Origin of the sequence: Draconibacterium sediminis (genome assembly GCF_000949475.1) — a bacterium.
Lineage (GTDB): Bacteria > Bacteroidota > Bacteroidia > Bacteroidales > Prolixibacteraceae > Draconibacterium > Draconibacterium sediminis.
Genome location: NZ_JRHC01000001.1, coordinates 407,044 through 424,768, shown reverse-complemented (window position 1 = coordinate 424,768; position 17,725 = coordinate 407,044). Strand labels below are relative to the sequence as shown.

13 protein-coding genes and 1 tRNA gene are annotated in these 17,725 nt (G+C 35.6%); 11 read left to right on the top strand and 3 right to left on the bottom strand.

The annotated features are described in order from the left end of the window. The first annotated feature begins 6 nt into the window (after positions 1-6). The 7 genes from LH29_RS01665 (at position 7) to LH29_RS01635 (ending at position 10,531) form a co-directional block, all read left to right on the top strand. Positions 7-705 (top strand): hypothetical protein, encoded by a 699-nt coding sequence (locus LH29_RS01665; RefSeq protein WP_045025821.1) that lies wholly within the window; start codon positions 7-9, stop codon positions 703-705. Between the two features lie 6 nt (positions 706-711). After that, entirely contained in the window at positions 712-2,565 is a 1,854-nt protein-coding gene (locus LH29_RS01660; RefSeq protein ID WP_045025820.1) for an AAA family ATPase, read from the top strand. Continuing rightward, complete coding sequence (locus LH29_RS01655; RefSeq protein WP_045025819.1) at positions 2,562-3,530, top strand: HNH endonuclease; 969 nt, start codon at positions 2,562-2,564, stop codon at positions 3,528-3,530. The genes LH29_RS01660 and LH29_RS01655 overlap by 4 nt, the downstream gene beginning before the upstream one ends. Before the next feature lie 41 nt (positions 3,531-3,571). Beyond that, a complete protein-coding gene (locus LH29_RS23545) occupies positions 3,572-6,673 on the top strand; it encodes an AAA family ATPase (protein ID WP_052670534.1) in 3,102 nt (1,033 codons plus the stop codon). Next, complete coding sequence (locus tag LH29_RS01645; RefSeq protein ID WP_045025818.1) at positions 6,673-7,914, top strand: McrC family protein; 1,242 nt, start codon at positions 6,673-6,675, stop codon at positions 7,912-7,914. The genes LH29_RS23545 and LH29_RS01645 overlap by 1 nt, the downstream gene beginning before the upstream one ends. A gap of 173 nt (positions 7,915-8,087) precedes the next feature. Continuing rightward, a complete protein-coding gene (locus tag LH29_RS01640) occupies positions 8,088-9,107 on the top strand; it encodes a hypothetical protein (RefSeq protein ID WP_045025817.1) in 1,020 nt (339 codons plus the stop codon). 53 nt (positions 9,108-9,160) lie between these two features. Next, on the top strand, positions 9,161-10,531 hold the full coding sequence (locus tag LH29_RS01635) for a tetratricopeptide repeat protein (RefSeq protein ID WP_045025816.1): 1,371 nt from the start codon (positions 9,161-9,163) through the stop codon (positions 10,529-10,531). Positions 10,532-10,769: 238 nt separating this feature from the next. Here LH29_RS01635 and LH29_RS01630 read toward each other — a convergent pair. Beyond that, positions 10,770-10,841, bottom strand: a tRNA-Arg gene (locus LH29_RS01630). 209 nt (positions 10,842-11,050) lie between these two features. Here LH29_RS01630 and pheS point away from each other — a divergent pair. Both pheS and LH29_RS24500 read left to right on the top strand, forming a co-directional pair. Further along, positions 11,051-12,070 (top strand): phenylalanine--tRNA ligase subunit alpha, encoded by a 1,020-nt coding sequence (gene pheS, locus LH29_RS01625; RefSeq protein WP_045025815.1) that lies wholly within the window; start codon positions 11,051-11,053, stop codon positions 12,068-12,070. A gap of 325 nt (positions 12,071-12,395) precedes the next feature. Then, positions 12,396-12,563 carry a hypothetical protein gene (locus tag LH29_RS24500; protein ID WP_157493528.1) on the top strand — a complete coding sequence of 56 codons (168 nt, stop codon included), beginning with the start codon at positions 12,396-12,398 and terminating at the stop codon, positions 12,561-12,563. Positions 12,564-12,632: 69 nt separating this feature from the next. Here LH29_RS24500 and mgrA read toward each other — a convergent pair whose 3' ends face one another. Then, positions 12,633-13,616, bottom strand: a complete 984-nt coding sequence (gene mgrA / locus LH29_RS01620) for an L-glyceraldehyde 3-phosphate reductase (RefSeq protein WP_045025814.1) — start codon at positions 13,614-13,616, stop codon at positions 12,633-12,635. A 230-nt stretch (positions 13,617-13,846) separates the two neighbouring features. Here mgrA and LH29_RS01615 point away from each other — a divergent pair, with 230 nt between their 5' ends. Further along, positions 13,847-14,950, top strand: a complete 1,104-nt coding sequence (locus LH29_RS01615) for a universal stress protein (protein WP_082063373.1) — start codon at positions 13,847-13,849, stop codon at positions 14,948-14,950. Positions 14,951-15,269: 319 nt separating this feature from the next. Continuing rightward, the gene (locus tag LH29_RS01610) at positions 15,270-17,411 is read left to right on the top strand and encodes a tetratricopeptide repeat protein (protein WP_045025812.1); all 2,142 of its coding nucleotides are present in this window, start codon (positions 15,270-15,272) and stop codon (positions 17,409-17,411) included. Here LH29_RS01610 and LH29_RS01605 read toward each other — a convergent pair whose 3' ends face one another. Beyond that, a complete protein-coding gene (locus tag LH29_RS01605; protein WP_045025811.1) occupies positions 17,412-17,690 on the bottom strand; it encodes a hypothetical protein in 279 nt (92 codons plus the stop codon). Positions 17,691-17,725: the final 35 nt, after the last annotated feature.

The following is a 17,725-nucleotide window of genomic DNA, read 5'->3' as shown; positions in this document are numbered from 1 at the left end:
AGCTAAATGAAAGCCTCAGATAAACGTACTAAACTGTTAGATCAATTAAACAATAATGAAATATCCATTGAAGAATATTGGAGATTAATTAAGAAAGGTTCAAAACCTTGGGAAACCGCCGAGTGGAAGAATAAACGAAAAGAATATCTCAAAGACCAATGTGAGAATTGTGGTTCTACAGATAATTTGACCATTCAACATGGATGGAAACCGGAATATAGTATCATTCTTAGTCAAGTTCAAGAAAGATATATCACTGCAGCAATGCCTAAACTCCTAAAAAGGACGTTTTCAAATACGGCTTTCTCAAAGTACATCACCAAGAATAAAAAGCAAGTTAAAAAATGCCCTAACTGCCAATCAGCTACCTTATCGGAAAGGTCAAAAATGAAACCGAAGTTCCGGTGTATTAAATGTCATCATGAATTTGATGAGCCATTACTAAAATTTGCAATAAAAACCGACAGAGGATATGTGGATATTGATACAAACAAAGAGTATTTTATAGAGAAGTTTGCAAAAGATGACTACTACTCTTCTATCCGTATACTACTTCAAAAAAACAAGAATAAAATTGTAATAGAAGCCATAAATCTATTGCATGAATCAACACAGAGATATTTAGCATTTGAAGGAGTAAAAACACTTTGTAAGAGATGCGCTTTTATTGAGGATAAAGATTTGGGATATATTAATAGTAAATAGCATAATATGGAACTCAAATACGTTTGGACAAAAGATTTCCGAGTATTTAAAGATTTTGGGGTAAACTTATGTCATTCCGGTACAGACTATTTTAATTATAACGGGGAAAAATTTGAAGTATTAACAAAAGAGAAACCGGTACTTCATTTTGGTAAAAACATTACTTCAATAAATGCCATTGCCGGCAAGAACGGTTGTGGAAAAAGTAGTTTAAGTGAATTATTAATAAGGTCAATAGCTACGTATAATAACAGTGGGGCAACATTTAATCGACCTTTCGATGGAATATTGTGTATCGGAAATTTTATCTTTTACCAGAAAGATCTTTTAGGTGTTAATGCTGAAGTTTTGGAACAAGAAGGTTATAAAGTTCTGGCTTTTGAGCAATCCCCATTATTTGAACATATAGCTCACGAATGGAGGGAGAACAGCGATCAGGTCGGTTTTGTATATTATTCAAATGTGATTGATCTAAGCAGCGGTAATCTTGATGAATTTAATTTGAAAAATATTTCTACCGAGAGATACTTAACTGATGATATACATTATGGTCCATCAAATACTTACCGCCATGATTTAAGGATAAGACAAGAACATAGAGGTGATGAAGTTTCAGATATAGAAGCTTTTTATATTGAGGAGAATTATCATTACACAAAATTTGTTTTAAATTTTCCCGACTTCTTTCCGTTTAAAGAACCTAGATACTTCACAGTTGAGCTTCATTATTCAGGCACAAATCGTTATTTATCGGGCGGAAAATATCAATCTGTTGAGCATAATATCTTCGATCAACTTTATTATGAGTATAATAAAAAGGTCGATTCAGAATTGGACGTAGATATTGTTTTATTCAAAGAATTGCAATTCAAACTCTACAAATTAAATTTATCTAGAATTTTAATCCCCGATGAAAAATACGATGATGAGTTGATTTCTGAGTTTGTACTTAATAATAGTTCAAATGATTTTGAAGAAAAACAATCAATCTTAGATTTAACTGAAACTTTTAGTAGAATATTAGAAAAAGCAAAGTATAACCATAAATATCATCCATCTTACACAAGATCTAACAATGAAAAATCTACTGATTGGCGATTTTATATGATGGATGTATTTTATGTTGATAATGATCCCGAGACAAAAGAACTGTTAAATAATCACATCACTAAAGAGGAAGAATTATTAAAATATGGTTATAGTTTTAGAAAGAGATGCAACAATTACTATTTGGGTGATGGGTTAAGTTCGGGTGAAAAATCATTCTATTCCTTGTTTTCTCGATTATATAGAGTTGTAAAGGAGAACCAAATTGATGAAGAGGGGAAAAAAAACTCACTCATTATATTCATTGACGAAGCAGAAATTGGATTCCACCCTGAGTGGAAAAAGCACTCTTTAAAGTGGTTGGTTGAGTTTTTTAATAAAGAATTTGTTGACGTTACTGTCCAACTAATATTGACAACACATAGTCCTTATTTTCTTTCTGATTTACATAATGATAATGTTATTCTTTTAAAAAAGGATGAAAAAGGAGTAACCAACATTGAGGACATCTCTAAAAAGAGAATATTCGCAGCCAATATTCATGAACTCCTTGCAGAATCATTTTTTCTTGAAGATGGCTTGATAGGGAATTATGCAAAAGATAAAATAGAAAGATTAATTTCTTTCTTAAATAATCCTGATAAACCTTCTGAATATAACGAAACAACTGCCCAAGAGCTAATCGACATAATTGGCGAGCCACTCATAAAAGATATGTTGCAAGCAAAGTATAATGGAAATTTTCGATCTGATGATGATATAGAAGCTCAGATCGCCGAACTTCAGTCCATACTTAAAAACAGAAAGCAATGAGGCGGATAAAAATAGATTCCACATTGGAGACAAAGGTTAATTCCTTTTGCACCAATTTGTTTAATGACAGAAATTTTAAACATCCAAAGGATAGCTTGATTAAGTTAAAATCATCAGTATTAGGGAGAAAGAAGAAAAGTTATATTCAACACATCGTGGATAACTATGACAGGATCTTAAAAGCTAAACCAACGGAACAGAATATATTAATTTCTGAGTTTGAAAATATTATCCCGAATACTCAGATTTCAGAGGACTTTTATAAAAAGATAGTCGAATCCATGAGGTACAAAGACCTCCGGGAAAAAGATATTATTCCAATTCTTAAAGAAGTAGGTATAAAAGCCTGTGTATATTGCAATGCCATGTTAACAGTAGTTCTGGATAAGACCTATAAAACTGGTAAACGAAGAAAACAGGTAATAGATCAACAGGCAAAAGCAAATTTGGAATTAGACCATTTTTTTCCAAAATCTAAGTATCCTTTTTTATGTACTTCATTTTATAATCTTTTCCCTTGTTGTTCAAATTGTAATAGAGCAAAGCATGATAAAGATGCTAAATTTCAACTTTATACTGAAGGAGACAACTTGGATGTATTCAGATTTTCTTTAGAAAAGAATAGTATTGAGAAGTATTGGCTAAACAAAAATCTGGAACATATAAAAATTGAATTTAATACCGTTCTTGGAAATGATGGACTATTAGAAAATCATACTGAGTTATTCTGTATACCTCAGGTTTATGAAACTCAAAAAGACCTTGCTGAAGAATTAATTCATAAAGCGTTTGTTTACAACAAATCATACCGTAAAGATTTAGTTCGCAATTATGAATCTCTCTTCCCTGACTCAACAATTGTTAAACGATTAATTGTTGGTAATTATACTAATCCGGATGAAATTCACAAAAGACCAATGGCAAAGTTTACTTATGATATTGCCAAGCAATTGAAATTGATATAATTTTATTCATATTTTCCGATAAACCAATAAAACAGAAAATCATGCCTTTTCAACCACAAAATATTACAAGAGAAAATGTATTGGCAGCAGCTAACCGTATTTCTTCTCAAAAAATTAAGCTAAAGAAGTCGACGAAATTTGATGTGATCATCGATGGTGAAGTTTATCCAGCAAAGGATATCTTAAGGTATGCCCACGAGGAAATGAATGGGGAAAGAATCTGGAATATAACCGGAGGAGAGCCAACCAACCATTATCTCCGAGAACTGGGATTTGAGATTGTTGAAAAAGCGACTGATAAAGTTCTGAAAATGGTTTCAAAATATAAGAATCGCTTAAAAACAGCAGGGTTAAATGACGAGATTTATAAATGGAAACTTATTAAGAAATATCGTGGTCGCCCAAATATTAAGGCAAGTGACCTTGCAGATGAAATAAAACAAACTGATTTCAGCAATCTCATATATCACCTATCTAAGGCAGTATTAGTGCATTTAGCATCTGACCGTCCTACTGAAACCCGTGAATGTTTTGAGGCTCTATTTGACGAGGAAATCCCATTAATTAAAAGAGTAAAACAGTTTAATAAGAACACTCTTTCTGTTTACCGAGAGTTAAATCCAGACCAAAACCACCATCAGGATGAAAGGGCTATTGCAGCATATTTATGTTATCACAATCCAGATAAGTATCCAATCTATAAAAGCTCAATTTACAATTACTATTGCCAGTTAATTGGGGAGAAAACTGCAAAAACGAGAGAGAAATATGTGCATTATATTGAGTTGTTGAAAGATTTTGTATCGCTTTATATTGAAAATGATAAAGAGCTTTTGGAGTTAGTTGAAAAGCAAAAAGACAAGGATTGTTATGATGATCCAAATTTGTTGCTATTGGCTCAGAACATATTATATGAATCTTCGATAAATAGAACTCCGGAAACCCGATATTGGGCCGTAGAGCATAATCCTCTTATCTACAATCAACAGACACTTGAAAATCTGTTTGATAAATCTTTCTGGGAAACTGGATTTCCGCCTTCAGATGATCCAATATGTCTGAACTTGTTTCAACAGATGGAAGAGGGTGATTATGTTGTAGTAAAATCAACAGATGACAGTAATTTTATGCAAATAAAGGGTCTAGGTATTATTAACCAAGAAATTAACCCTGAAAACGGAACCTTTGACGTCGATTGGCTAATAAAAAGTCAAATTTACGAAGGCCCCATTCCTATAGATGGTGAAAATTGGCAGTATCCCATTTTAGAAGTTTCTAAAGAATCTGACATAAAAAAAATATTTATGAATAAACTCAATGGTACATCCGAAAACATAGTTAATAAAAGATATTGGTTGTATTCTCCAGGCAAAAATGCATTCAAATGGGAGGAGTTTTATGAAAAGGGAATAATGGCATTAGGATGGGAAGAGCTTGGTGATTTAACACAATACGAAACAAGAGATGAAATTAGGGATAAATTAATAAGTGCATATGGAGGTAAGGGCTCCAAGAAAAATGACGTTTCTGCAAACGATGATTTCATCAACAGAGTTAATATTGGAGATGTAATATTGGTTAAAAAAGGCAGGGGAGAATTACTGGGCTACGGAATTGTTGACTCCGATTACTACTTCGATACAAACAGAGATAATTTTAAGAGTTGCAGACAAGTAGATTGGAAAACAAAAGGAAATTGGAAACTTGACCACAGTCTCGTATTAAAGACTTTAACAGATATTACAAAGTATTCTTCTGAACATGCTGAGTATGAAAAATATTATGAACGGTTGATGGCTGTTATTGAGGGAGGCTATAAAGAGATGCTGAAGCAAGAATCCAATCAATATCCTTTAAATCAAATCCTTTTCGGACCTCCAGGAACTGGTAAAACATACAATTCTATTAACCATGCTTTAGCAATTATTGAAGGTAAAGAATTGGAAGAGCTGGAAACTGAAAGTGAAGAGAACAGACAAGAGGTATTAGGACGATATAAGACTTTGGTTGAAAGTGGACAAATTGTCTTTACAACTTTTCACCAAAGCATGAGCTATGAAGATTTTGTTGAAGGAATTAAGCCTGTTGAAGTTGAAGGTGATTTACAATATGAAGTAAAAGAAGGCTTGTTTAAGGTCATATCGGAGAACGCAGAATTAAATTATAGACGATCGAAAGAAAGCGTTGCTCTTTTACCATTTAGTGAAGTGTGGAACAACTTTCTAGAACCGTTAACCGAAGGAGAGTACATCCAGGTGAAAATGAAAAAATCATCGTACCACATAACAGATGTTAATGATCGAACTATCTTCTTTGATAAAGATACTGGTAACAGCAAGCATACAATGAATGTTGGGACTCTAAAGAATATGTACCTGGCACGAAAAAATGAAATTATTAAGGGAGGAATGCAGTCGTATTATGAGCCATTATTACAAATGCTTTTAGAAAGAGGAGAAACATCTACTACAGCTGCAGAGGATAAGTATGTAATGATTATTGATGAGATAAATCGTGGAAATATTGCACAGATTTTTGGAGAACTCATCACATTGTTGGAGTCCGATAAACGTATTGGAGCCAAAGAAGAAATTACAGTATCACTGCCTTACAGTAAACAGAAGAATTTTGGAGTGCCTTCAAACCTTTATATCATAGGAACCATGAACACTGCAGACCGAAGTGTGGAAGCCTTGGATACAGCACTGAGAAGAAGATTCTCGTTTATTGAAATGCCTCCAAATTATGAACTCAGCCAGTTGGAAAATGAAGTCGCAGGTATTTCTCTATTAACTATACTTGAAACCATTAATGGTCGAATTGAAAAGTTACTGGACAAAGATCACCTTATAGGCCATAGCTATTTCTTGTCAGTTGATGATTTGGAGGGATTGAAGAATGTATTTCAACGCAACATTGTCCCCTTGCTGCAAGAATATTTTTATGGCGATATGGCGAAGATCGGATTGGTGCTAGGTGAGGCATTTTTTGAAAAACAGAATAATGGTGATAACATTAAATTTGCCAATTTTTCTCATGATGCCATTGATGATTTAAATGCCCGTCAGGTGTTACAATTGAGACATTATTGGAAAGATGGTGAATTTGAACAGGCGATAAAAGACCTGGTGAATCCGGAATAATGGGCGATAAGAATAAAAATAGAATTACAGTATTTGAACATCAAGCATTAAAATTGTCAGATAATGATGAATTTAAAAAACATCATCTAGAGGCATTGCAACGTTATTATGGAGAAAGAGGAACAAACTACTTTTCCCTGATTAATAACGGTGTAAAATTTAATCAATATGTTGGTGTTCTCCAGGTTGGCAAATTGGTTATTGAAGTATTACCTAAAACCGATAAAAGTGAAAATATTGATTGGCGAAAACTTTTAATCAGCATGCTAAGAGTCGTAGGCACAGTGAAGGTTTTTAATGCTGGTACCACTAATCTCAAATTAAGATCAAATTCTATTCTCGATCTTTACTTTGAATTGTTTATAACCGAAGTGGAACTGTTAATTCACCAAGGACTAATAAAGCAATACAGAAGAGATGAAGGAAACAGGTCCTCACTGAAAGGTAAGCTCCACTTCCCAAAACAACTACAACACAATATTATTCATAAGGAACGATTCTTTGTCAATCATCAAACTTACGACTGGGAAAATATACACAACCAAATATTATTGGCTGCTCTCAAAGTAATCCAAACCATTAATACCTCCTCGGCTCTGCAAAGCCGAATAGAAAGTCTTTTAATGGCATTTCCAGAACTTTCTTCTATTAAAGTAACCGAGAATACCTTTAACAGATTAACCTTTAGCAGAAAGACCGAACCGTACCGTGAAGCATTAAATATCGCAAGGCTTATTCTTTTAAATTATCACCCTGATTTAAGTAAAGGACAGAATAATGTTTTGGCACTGCTTTTCGATATGAATGTTCTTTGGGAGCGGTTTATTCTAAAAAGTTTAAAAGAATATGCTCCGAAGGACATCAGAGTTAAAGGCAAAATAAGAAAACCATTCTGGAAACCAGAAATCGGCAATCGAGCATTTATAGAACCGGATATTGTGATCGAACATGGTGAAGCAACCTACGTGCTGGATACAAAATGGAAGGTTTTGAAAGATAACCGTCCCTCTGATGACGATTTGAAACAAATGTATGTGTATTCAAAGTACTACAATTCGTCTTATACAGCTCTTGTTTACCCGGGTAATGGAATGGATTCCTGTCCTGGAAAGTTTTGTCCTGAATTTAAAGAAGCTCCTGAATTTTCATGCAGTTTGATTAGAATTGATATTCCTGATGCTAATGTTAGAAAATGGCAGAATGAACTAAGTATGAAGTTGATCGGATCCATCAATTCTTAATGTACCAATATTCTTAACCGTCTTTACGGCTAAAGTGTTTTTTCATAATTCGCCAATTAGGATTCCATATTATCAATATTATTTTTATTTTACCAAACCTAAAACATTATAATGTGACCAGATTCTGCCTTACTGCATTTTTAAAGAAATCAACATTCAATTTATAATCCATTATGAGTAAGAAGTTTTTTTATAAAAACAAAGTTGTCATTATCATAGTTAGCGCATTTGTACTAATAGTAATCGGAGATAAGCTCCCCACCACAAAAGAATGTTTTGAGTATTTCTTCCCTCCTCAAAATTCAGAAGTGCTTCTAAAAAATATCCACAACTTTATTAATCAGACAAATTTAGATTCCGAATTGTCATATGAGCAGTTAAAACTTGAAATGCAAAATCCCGAAAATTGCAAAAAACTTTACGAACAGTTAGAAGGAAAATTCAGTGAACTTCCTTCTGAATATGATAAATTTTATAATGAAATATATAAAATCGACACACTAAAGAACGTATTCCATTGTGATGAAAAGTTAGATAATTTAGATATTTTGATTGTTGAAATTCATCATGATTTTCGCCCATATTTGGAGAAATTTATAACCAAAGATTATCTTACAGAACTAAAAAAAGTTAGCAACTATCACTATTTGAGCATCATAAGCAATCTGATTTCAAGGTATACCTTAAGTCAGAGTGTTGATGAATTGAACACAATCTATAAGAAAAGAATAGACTTGAATGAATACTTCCGATTTCCCATAAGAGATGGTTTTATCCCATATGAAGAATTTAATGATTATAATCAAATTGCTTTGGGAACAAATAATTCAATTACTTTTAAAAATACCAATGATAGGGACGCTATTATATTTTTATGCTTACCAAATTCAAATCGTGTAATAAAAAACATCTACGTAAATAAAGGAAACAATTATACAATGCATGGGATAGCTAATGGAGTTTACTTTCTTAAAGTGGCTTTTGGTAATAATTTCAATCCTGAAAAAAATAATTTTAACCAAACGATTGTCGGAGGATTTGAAAAAAACGTTTCATTTCAAACATTTGCAAATTCTGATGATTGGTTTTCATTTAAAAATGATCTTACACAATATGAGGTGACACTTTTCGCTGTTGAGAATGGCAACTTAGAAGGCAAAACAATTAGTGAAAATGACTTTTTTACAAATTAATTCATAGACCATTTCTTTACAAGAAAAGTGAATCTTGAAGCAAAATAAATACAATGAAAAAAAATATTTTTATCTTCTTATTGCTATGTATTAATCTACAATTATACTCTCAATCACAAGCAAGAGGATCTGCTGCAATAGAAAAGATTATTGCCCCAGATTATAATTTAGCTAAAGCCAAACTGGATAGCTGCATCAAATACGACCACTCATTCTATAAAATTCCAGAATGCATTGAAGATTTTGTAGAAATGTATCCAGATTCCGCTTATGGTTATTATATGAAAGGCTTAAATTATCGAAGCTGGGATGGAGAAAAAGCCTTCGACAATCTATCCATGGCATTAGAGAAAGATCCCACTAATGCATCGATATATTTTGAAAGAGCAAAATTAATCTATAATAGCAAATTCTCATTCGCGGGAGGAGGAAAACCATTAACTGACAAAATGCCCATTGCAATAAGTGATTTTAAGAAATATGGGGATTTTGACAAAAAAAATCTTATTCATTCTTATGAGTATTTGACATCCATTTATAAAGATTCAGGGGATTTTGAACGATCCATAGATTATGCAGAAAAATTAATTATTGTTTATAAAGAATTAAGCCCTGATAAAGTATATATTCCATATTCAATCAAGGCAGATGTCTATGCTGCATTTGAAATGTATGAAAAGGCTTTGGAATTCTATGATAAAACCATTGAAAATGATCACAGTTGTCTTGCTTATTTGAAGAAAGCTGAATTTTTATTTGAAAACCAAAAGTTTGAAGAAGTCTTAAGAACCCTACCAGATAGATGTTTGGCTTCAATAATTAATAGCGAATATCACTTTGATACTTATGATGCACTTTATATGAAAAGTCGATGTTTGTTAGAAACAGATGGAGATCTTGAAATTGCAAAATATTATATTAAGAAAAAGATATCGTATGTTAATAAAATTAGTCCGGACACATATGAACTTGAAAAGTACTACAGACTAAGTGCCATAATCAATTACAGATTAAAAAATTACATTGAACTATTAAAGGATTTGGATAGATTGGCTGTTGTTTATCCCGAGATTCGATCAGATTATAATTATAGGGTTTGGGTACTTGAAACAAAATATAGTTTAGAAGATTATATGGGCTGTTTGAAAGAAGCAAACGAACTTATACCCTCCTATCCAAATGAGTCAGAATTATATAAATACAAAGGCTTATCTCTATATTTCTTGAATGATAACTTTGGGACAATAAGAGCTTTTGATAAGGCAATTTCAATATCACCAGAAGATGGATATCTATATAGAATACGTGGATTGGCAAAATATAATACTAATGACAAATATAAAGCTCATTCAGATTGGAGCAAAGCTGGAGAATTTGGGGATTATAAATCCTACGAATTAATGAAAGAATATCCACTAAATTGAATCTTCTAAATCAGATATACATTTTAATTAATATTGCTTCAATTATACTCAGTTCTATAATTTGTCTTTGCATTTTACGTACTCTCTAATAACGATAATAACATTGAGGCAAGATGATACGAGTTTGTAACATTAAGCTTGAGTCTTAGATTTTTTAATTCGTTGACTAAATATTGACTAAAAACAAAAAAGAGAAGATCTTTAATCCTCTCTTTCAGGCAATTACAATTTTAAAAAGTAGTCCCGACGGGAATCGAACCCATATCTACAGTTTAGGAAACTGCTATTCTATCCGTTGAACTACGGGACCATTTTTTTATAAATTCTGTATTTCAACAAATCCCAACTCCTGTTTTCCGGTTATCAAACAGGCAGGTATCCATTGAAGTAAGTACCATAAATGTGGCGCAAAAGTAGTTAAAAACCTGAATCCCGGCAAATCAGTCTAAAATATTGTGCCCTGTTCTTATTCACTAAAACTGAATCATTATCTTTGCACCTCAGTTTAAACGAACAAGGATGTTAGACAAAATCAAAGCATTACAGGAAGAAATCGACGCTATTGTAGCTTCAAGCAAGGAAGAGGTAGAAGAGCTGCGCATAAAATACATCAGCAAAAAAGGATTGATTGGCCAATTATTCAACGACTTTAAAACTGTTCCTGCTGAACAGAAAAAAGAGGTTGGACAGGCCATTAACACACTTAAAACTTTCGCTTTAGAAAAAATTAACACGCTAAAAGAAGGTTTTGAGAACAATGGCAGCGAATCGGCCGGACAGGATTTAACCATGCCGGGCGAGCCCATGAAACTGGGAACCCGTCATCCGCTTTCGCTGGTTAAAAACGAGATTATCGGAATTTTTGCCCGTCTTGGATTTACAGTTGCCGAAGGCCCTGAGATTGAAGACGACTGGCATGTGTTTTCAGCTTTGAATTTTCCGCCGGAGCACCCTGCCCGCGATATGCAGGATACTTTCTTTATTGAAAAAGATCCGGATGTACTGTTGCGTACTCACACTTCAAGTGTGCAAATCCGCGTTATGGAGCGCACCGAACCTCCTATTCGTGCTATTTTCCCGGGACGTGTTTTCCGTAACGAAGCAATTTCGGCACGTTCGCACTGTATATTCCACCAAATTGAAGGTTTGTATGTTGACGAGAATGTTTCGTTTGCCGACCTGAAACAAACCTTATTGCAATTTGCCAAAGAGTTGTTTGGCGAAGACACAAAAATTCGTCTGCGTCCTTCGTACTTCCCGTTTACCGAACCTAGTGCCGAAATGGATGTAAGCTGCTCGATTTGTGGTGGCAAAGGTTGTAATGTTTGTAAATACACCGGCTGGCTCGAAATTCTGGGCTGTGGAATGGTAGATCCGAACGTATTGGAACTGTGTAATATCGACAGCCGAAAATATACTGGTTTCGCTTTTGGAATGGGTATCGAACGTATTACCATGTTGCGTTACGGAATTAAAGATATCCGCCATTTCTTCGAAAACGATGTTCGGTTTTTAAAACAATTCGAATCGGCTACTTAATAAGAAAATACATAAAAAATGATACGAAGAGGGGCTTTTTTTAAGCTCCTCTTTTTGCTACATAATGCCCATATTTTCAGACGCCTTTTTCACGAATCATTCCATTCTATTCTGCAACACCCACGTAACACGAATTTAACAAACCACTCGTCGAAAACATGCTTTTTGGCATGTTTAACAAAAAAGCCATACCTTTGTACCATACTTTTAAGTCTTTTATTAGACTGGGAAGATAAAATTAGAAACAGCCCGATCTGCTAATACACAGAAAATAACAATTAAACTATTTACATTTTTTAGGATTGGGTAATTAAATATATATTGAATGGAAACGAAAGCAAATCAGAATCAGATCGTCATTAAGATGAACACTGAGAATGAGAAAAAAATGCTGCCATTGAACTTTGTTTTTACTTTGGCCGCAGGTGCTATTGCCGGAATGGCAATTATTTTCAGTCTCTTCTGGGGATTGGAAAAGTTATTTGGAATGTAAACCAACGGTATTATAGAACAAAAGGCTCGCAATTGCGAGCCTTTTTTTATGCTTTATACTCTTCAACTATCACTTTAATACCTTTTCAATGGCTGCCAATTCCTCATCCGAAAAACTAAGGTTCTTTAGCGTTTTCACATTGTCATCAATTTGTTTTACCGAGCTGGCGCCAATCAGTACCGTTGTAATTCTTTTATCGCGTAATACCCATGCCAGTGCCATTTGCGCCAACGACTGGCCACGTTCCTGTGCAATGGTATTTAAAGCCACAATTTTATCGTGTGCCGTTTCAACGTGTTCTTTTTTAAGAAATACTTCGCGGGTTGCTCTCGATCCTTCCGGAATTCCTTTCAAATATTTATTGGTAAGCAAACCCTGGGCTAGTGGCGAAAACGGGATACATCCAATTCCCTCTTCCTCCAGTACATCCAGCAGCTCGTCTTCCACCCACCTAACAAACATCGAATATTTTGGCTGGTGTATCAAACACGGCGTTCCAAGTTCTTTCAAAATACGTGACGCTTCTTTGGCCATATCAGCCGGATAATTGGAAATACCCACATACAAGGCTTTTCCCGAGCGAACTGCACGGTCAAGAGCCATCATTGTTTCCTCCAGCGGCGTGTCAGGGTCTGGGCGGTGCGAATAAAAAATATCCACGTACTCCAATCCCATACGTTTTAAACTCTGGTCGAGACTGGCCAGCACCGACTTGCGGCTTCCCCATTCGCCATAAGGCCCCGGCCACATCAGATAACCCGCTTTACTCGAAATAATCAGCTCATCGCGGTAAGCACTAAAATCCTGCTTCAATATTTTACCAAAATTTTCTTCGGCCGATCCCGGTGGCGGACCATAATTATTGGCCAAATCGAAATGTGTAATGCCCAAATCAAAAGCCCGGTGCAACATAGCCCGGCCATTTTCAAAAACATCAATTCCGCCAAAGTTATGCCACAAACCCAACGAAACGGCAGGCAGTTTCAGCCCCCATTTTCCGCAGCGGTTGTACAGCATTTCATCGTATCTCGATTCATTTGGAACATAGGTCATACTATTAAATTTAATTGGTTATTGCTAAAAAAAGCATACTGACCTGTTGGGTAACAAATCCGTTTGCAAAACTCAAAGTTATTATTCTTTTGCCACTTCTCTAAATCAATTCATAACCATTATATACGTGAGCCCTTCGAAAATACCAAGTGCACAAGATTTCAGTCATTTTCTGAAACTAATCGGTCTTAAAACCATATAAATAATATAGAAACTAAAATTAATTGGCCATGAGTGAAAAACTAGTTACAATCGTAGTATTACCTCTGGCGCGCGCCCATATTTTGAAAATGCGTTTAGAGGAAAAAGGAATTAAATGTGAGCTTGAAGACGTACATTTAATTGAAGGAGCAGCCACCTCAACTGTTCGGGTTAAAATACTGGAAAACGACCTGAACGAAGCCTTTAAAGAAGTTGACTTACTGCTGGGACTAAAAGCCGGAAAACAGAAAAAAGTAAACAAACCCGGCCAGATTCTTGTACCCATTGACTTTTCTACCGTATCGGAAAAAGCCGTTGAAATGGCTTTTAACATTACCGAACACCTGAATGCCAAGCTGGTAATTATGCACTCGTACATAAGTCCGGTGCGCTTTTCAATTCCATACGGCGACATTTATCCGTACGACACCACCCTGTTAAAACAAACCGAGGATGCAGAAGAAGAGGCCAATCGCCAGTTTAAAAACTTTCTGACCCCTTTGGTATCAAGTATCGGACCGGAGAGATGGGAAAAAGTAAATCCGGAATATATTGTTAAGCCCGGTTATGCAGAAGAAGACATTCTGGCCTTTGCCAACGAACAACCTGTTCGACTGATTGTGATTGGCCGTGGAGGCGACAAATCGTGGCCGGGAACAGTTGGTAGTGTAACCGCTGATGTAATGTACAATGCTCCCGTTCCGGTGTTGGTTATCCCCGAAAATATGGAGCCGAAACCGGTTGTCGATTTTAAAGAAGTGCTGTACGCCACCAATTTCGATGAAAAGGACTTTACCGCTCTTGACAAGCTAATGAGCATTGTAAAATCGTATGAAGTCAGAGTAGTTTGTGCGCACGTTGGACTACCCGACGAATATGGCTGGGACATCGCCCGGTTGGAAGGTATGAAAGATATTTTGCACAAAAAATACGAGAAAAAGGAGTTTGAGTGCAAACTGATTATGGGAAACAATGTTTTAGACACACTTGAAAGCACAATTAAAAACGATCCGGTGGATATTCTGGCACTTACCACACATAAAAGAGGAATGATATCGAGGCTTTTCAACCCAAGCTTAGCACGTAAAATGGTGTTCCATACTGAAATTCCGTTGCTGGTATTTCACGCCTGAAAGAGTTTATTTTGAGTTAAGTTCATACAACAACTCAAATTTATTTTAACCCCGTATTTACAGAACCTGGCAAATGCAGGGTGACTGTCATTGTTCAAAAATAAAACAAAAACATACCGGAACGATAGTTTTTTTTAAGGCCGTTTTAAGATCCGTTTCCTTCTGTATTTTATACATTCGCAGCGAATTTCTGAAATGGTAAATAAACACGTTTTCCATTTTACTTTGTTAATAGGTTTAGTATATTGCTATTTTTACTAAACTACTAATCTACATAAACTAGATTTTGCAGAATACTTTGAAAAAAACGAAGTCTCCAATGATTAAAATCCGAAAGTCAGCCCATAGTATTTTTCTTGTGCTGCTTTTTATTACTCAATATGCATTTTGTACTGCTTCGGGCGCAAATACCTTGGTTGATAGCCTTCGCCAGGTAATTCAGAATAACCAGGGAGCGAAAAAAACAGACGCACAGCTTGATTTGGCAATGGCTTTTATGGGTGAGGATAACGACCAGGCGCTGACACTGGCCCGGACTGCACTAAACACAGCAAAAGAACGAGATAACAAAAAGCTACAAATGAGGGCTTTATTAACTCTCGGACGTATTTATCACGATCTTAACAACAACAGCCGTTCTCTGGCCTGCTACGACAGTGCTTTAAACATAGCCTATCAGCTCGATGACTTTTGGTATCAAAGTGATATTTTTTTACGAACCGGCATAAATCAACACACCAGTGGACATCATTTAGAGGCATTGCAATCGTTTAATCAGGCAATTCAAACAGGCCGTCAGTCTGATAATTATCGGGTTGTTGGAGCTGCCTATTCTATGATGGGAACCGTTTTCAGGGTAAACGGCTTGTACGACCGTGCGATTGAATACATTATTAAAGCACGGTTGAATTACGAAAAAGCCGATTTTACAGAAGGTTATGCCTGGTCGGCCTACCTGCTTGGGCGCATATACAATGATCTTCGGCTTATGGATAAAGCGATGGAATACTTCATGCTTTCGCTTGAAACCTATGAGGAACTGGCACAAAAAGACCAAAACAAAAACGGTGTTGTGATTTGTTACGAACAGATTGGTATTTTAAATTTACTGCAGGGGAATACGGATGAAGCGCGTAAATACATCGAAAATACCTTACAAATTTTCGAAGAAAATAACTCGGAATATGGAACCTCCAATGCCTATAAAAACCTGGGCCGCATCGAATATGAATCGGGAAACTATGCATTGGCCGAAAAATACCTGAAACAATCGCTAAACTCGAAGATTAAGCTGAATGATTACCTTAGCCAGCCTTCCCTTTATTTGTACATTGGGTTGTGCTACATCGACACCGAACGAACCAACGCAGGATTAACAAGCATTCTTAAAGGACTCGACCAGGCCATTATTAACAATCAAAAAAGTATTCAACTCGACATCTATTCCAAACTCAGCGACATCTACCTCAATCTTAACGACCTCGACAAAGCCCTGGCTTGTCAGCAACAACAAATCAACATTCAGGATTCCTTGCTTTTTGGTGCCGCCAATATAAAAATAGAGCAGCTGCAAGGAATTTACGAGCTGGATGCAAAAAACAGCCAGATTGCAGCATTGGAACAACAAAACGAAATAAACAGGCTGGAACTGCGGCAACACCGCACATCAAGAATTTTGATGATAATTGCTGTTTTGCTCGCTATAATTATTAGCTGCATAATTTATATTTTTTACCAGCGCATGCGCCAAAAAAATAACCAGCTGGAAGAAGCAAACCAGGCAAAGGACAAGTTTTTTGCCATTATTGCCCACGATCTTCGCGGCCCGGTTCACACGCAAACAGCTTTTCTCGACCACCTTCACCAGGAATTTAATTCGCTGAAAAAAGATGAGTTGAAAAACCTGCTGAAACTACTTGTGTCGGCCTCGGAAAACATCAGCGATCTGCTCGACAACCTGTTGCTGTGGGCACAATCGCAAGTGGAAAAAATAGAAGTAAAAACCGTAGAGTTGGAGCTTAAAGGTGTGATTCAGAATACGGTTGAAAAACTGCAACAATCCGCAAACCTTAAACAAATAGCCATTTTGCTTGATACTGATAACCAACTAAAAGTATTGTCTGATGCCAATATGCTTCAAACGATTGTCCGGAATATTATCAGCAATGCCATAAAATTTACCCCTCGCGGCGGATCAATCAATGTAAAAACTTTCGGCTCGGTGCAAAAAGAAGTTACCATACAAATTACCGACAACGGATTGGGAATGGATTCCGAAAAGTTAAATCAACTATTCGACATCAGCTCAAAAAGTCATTCACAAGGAACTGAAAATGAAAAAAGTAATGGAATGGGACTTATTCTTGTGAAAGATTTTGTTGAGAAAAACAAGGGTACGATAAATATTGAAAGCGAAAAAGGAAAAGGTACATCTGTGATTATTACCCTTCCGCAGGCGTAGTTAGGCGACAAATAAAATTCCCAACAATAAAAAGAGTGCAAACAACAGTATGCTTATCCAAAACGTACCGTAGTGTTTGCCCGATGTTCCCATCTCTTTCTGATTGAATTCGCGGTATTTTTTAGCCATCGAAAAAATTTGAAAATGCATAGTTGCAGGATTGACTTTTTCGCCTCGTTGCTGCAGATGGTCTTTGATAATCATTACAATAATAAAGTTCCACACCAAAAACAGCAAAGCGATTACCCCAAATAATAAGGCCAGATTATTTTCGTGCATACTTCCTCCAATTTAAACTGTTCTCCTATACGAGC

What these genes read in the sequence shown, in the direction of transcription:
- LH29_RS01665 (WP_045025821.1), top strand. Translation starts at nt 7, where the DNA reads ATGAAAGCCTCAGATAAACGTACTAAACTGTTAGATCAATTAAACAAT.
- LH29_RS01660 (WP_045025820.1), top strand. Translation starts at nt 712, where the DNA reads ATGGAACTCAAATACGTTTGGACAAAAGATTTCCGAGTATTTAAAGAT.
- LH29_RS01655 (WP_045025819.1), top strand. Translation starts at nt 2,562, where the DNA reads ATGAGGCGGATAAAAATAGATTCCACATTGGAGACAAAGGTTAATTCC.
- LH29_RS23545 (WP_052670534.1), top strand. Translation starts at nt 3,572, where the DNA reads ATGCCTTTTCAACCACAAAATATTACAAGAGAAAATGTATTGGCAGCA.
- LH29_RS01645 (WP_045025818.1), top strand. Translation starts at nt 6,673, where the DNA reads ATGGGCGATAAGAATAAAAATAGAATTACAGTATTTGAACATCAAGCA.
- LH29_RS01640 (WP_045025817.1), top strand. Translation starts at nt 8,088, where the DNA reads ATGAGTAAGAAGTTTTTTTATAAAAACAAAGTTGTCATTATCATAGTT.
- LH29_RS01635 (WP_045025816.1), top strand. Translation starts at nt 9,161, where the DNA reads ATGAAAAAAAATATTTTTATCTTCTTATTGCTATGTATTAATCTACAA.
- pheS (WP_045025815.1), top strand. Translation starts at nt 11,051, where the DNA reads ATGTTAGACAAAATCAAAGCATTACAGGAAGAAATCGACGCTATTGTA.
- LH29_RS24500 (WP_157493528.1), top strand. Translation starts at nt 12,396, where the DNA reads ATGGAAACGAAAGCAAATCAGAATCAGATCGTCATTAAGATGAACACT.
- mgrA (WP_045025814.1), bottom strand. Translation starts at nt 13,616, where the DNA reads ATGACCTATGTTCCAAATGAATCGAGATACGATGAAATGCTGTACAAC.
- LH29_RS01615 (WP_082063373.1), top strand. Translation starts at nt 13,847, where the DNA reads ATGAGTGAAAAACTAGTTACAATCGTAGTATTACCTCTGGCGCGCGCC.
- LH29_RS01610 (WP_045025812.1), top strand. Translation starts at nt 15,270, where the DNA reads ATGATTAAAATCCGAAAGTCAGCCCATAGTATTTTTCTTGTGCTGCTT.
- LH29_RS01605 (WP_045025811.1), bottom strand. Translation starts at nt 17,690, where the DNA reads ATGCACGAAAATAATCTGGCCTTATTATTTGGGGTAATCGCTTTGCTG.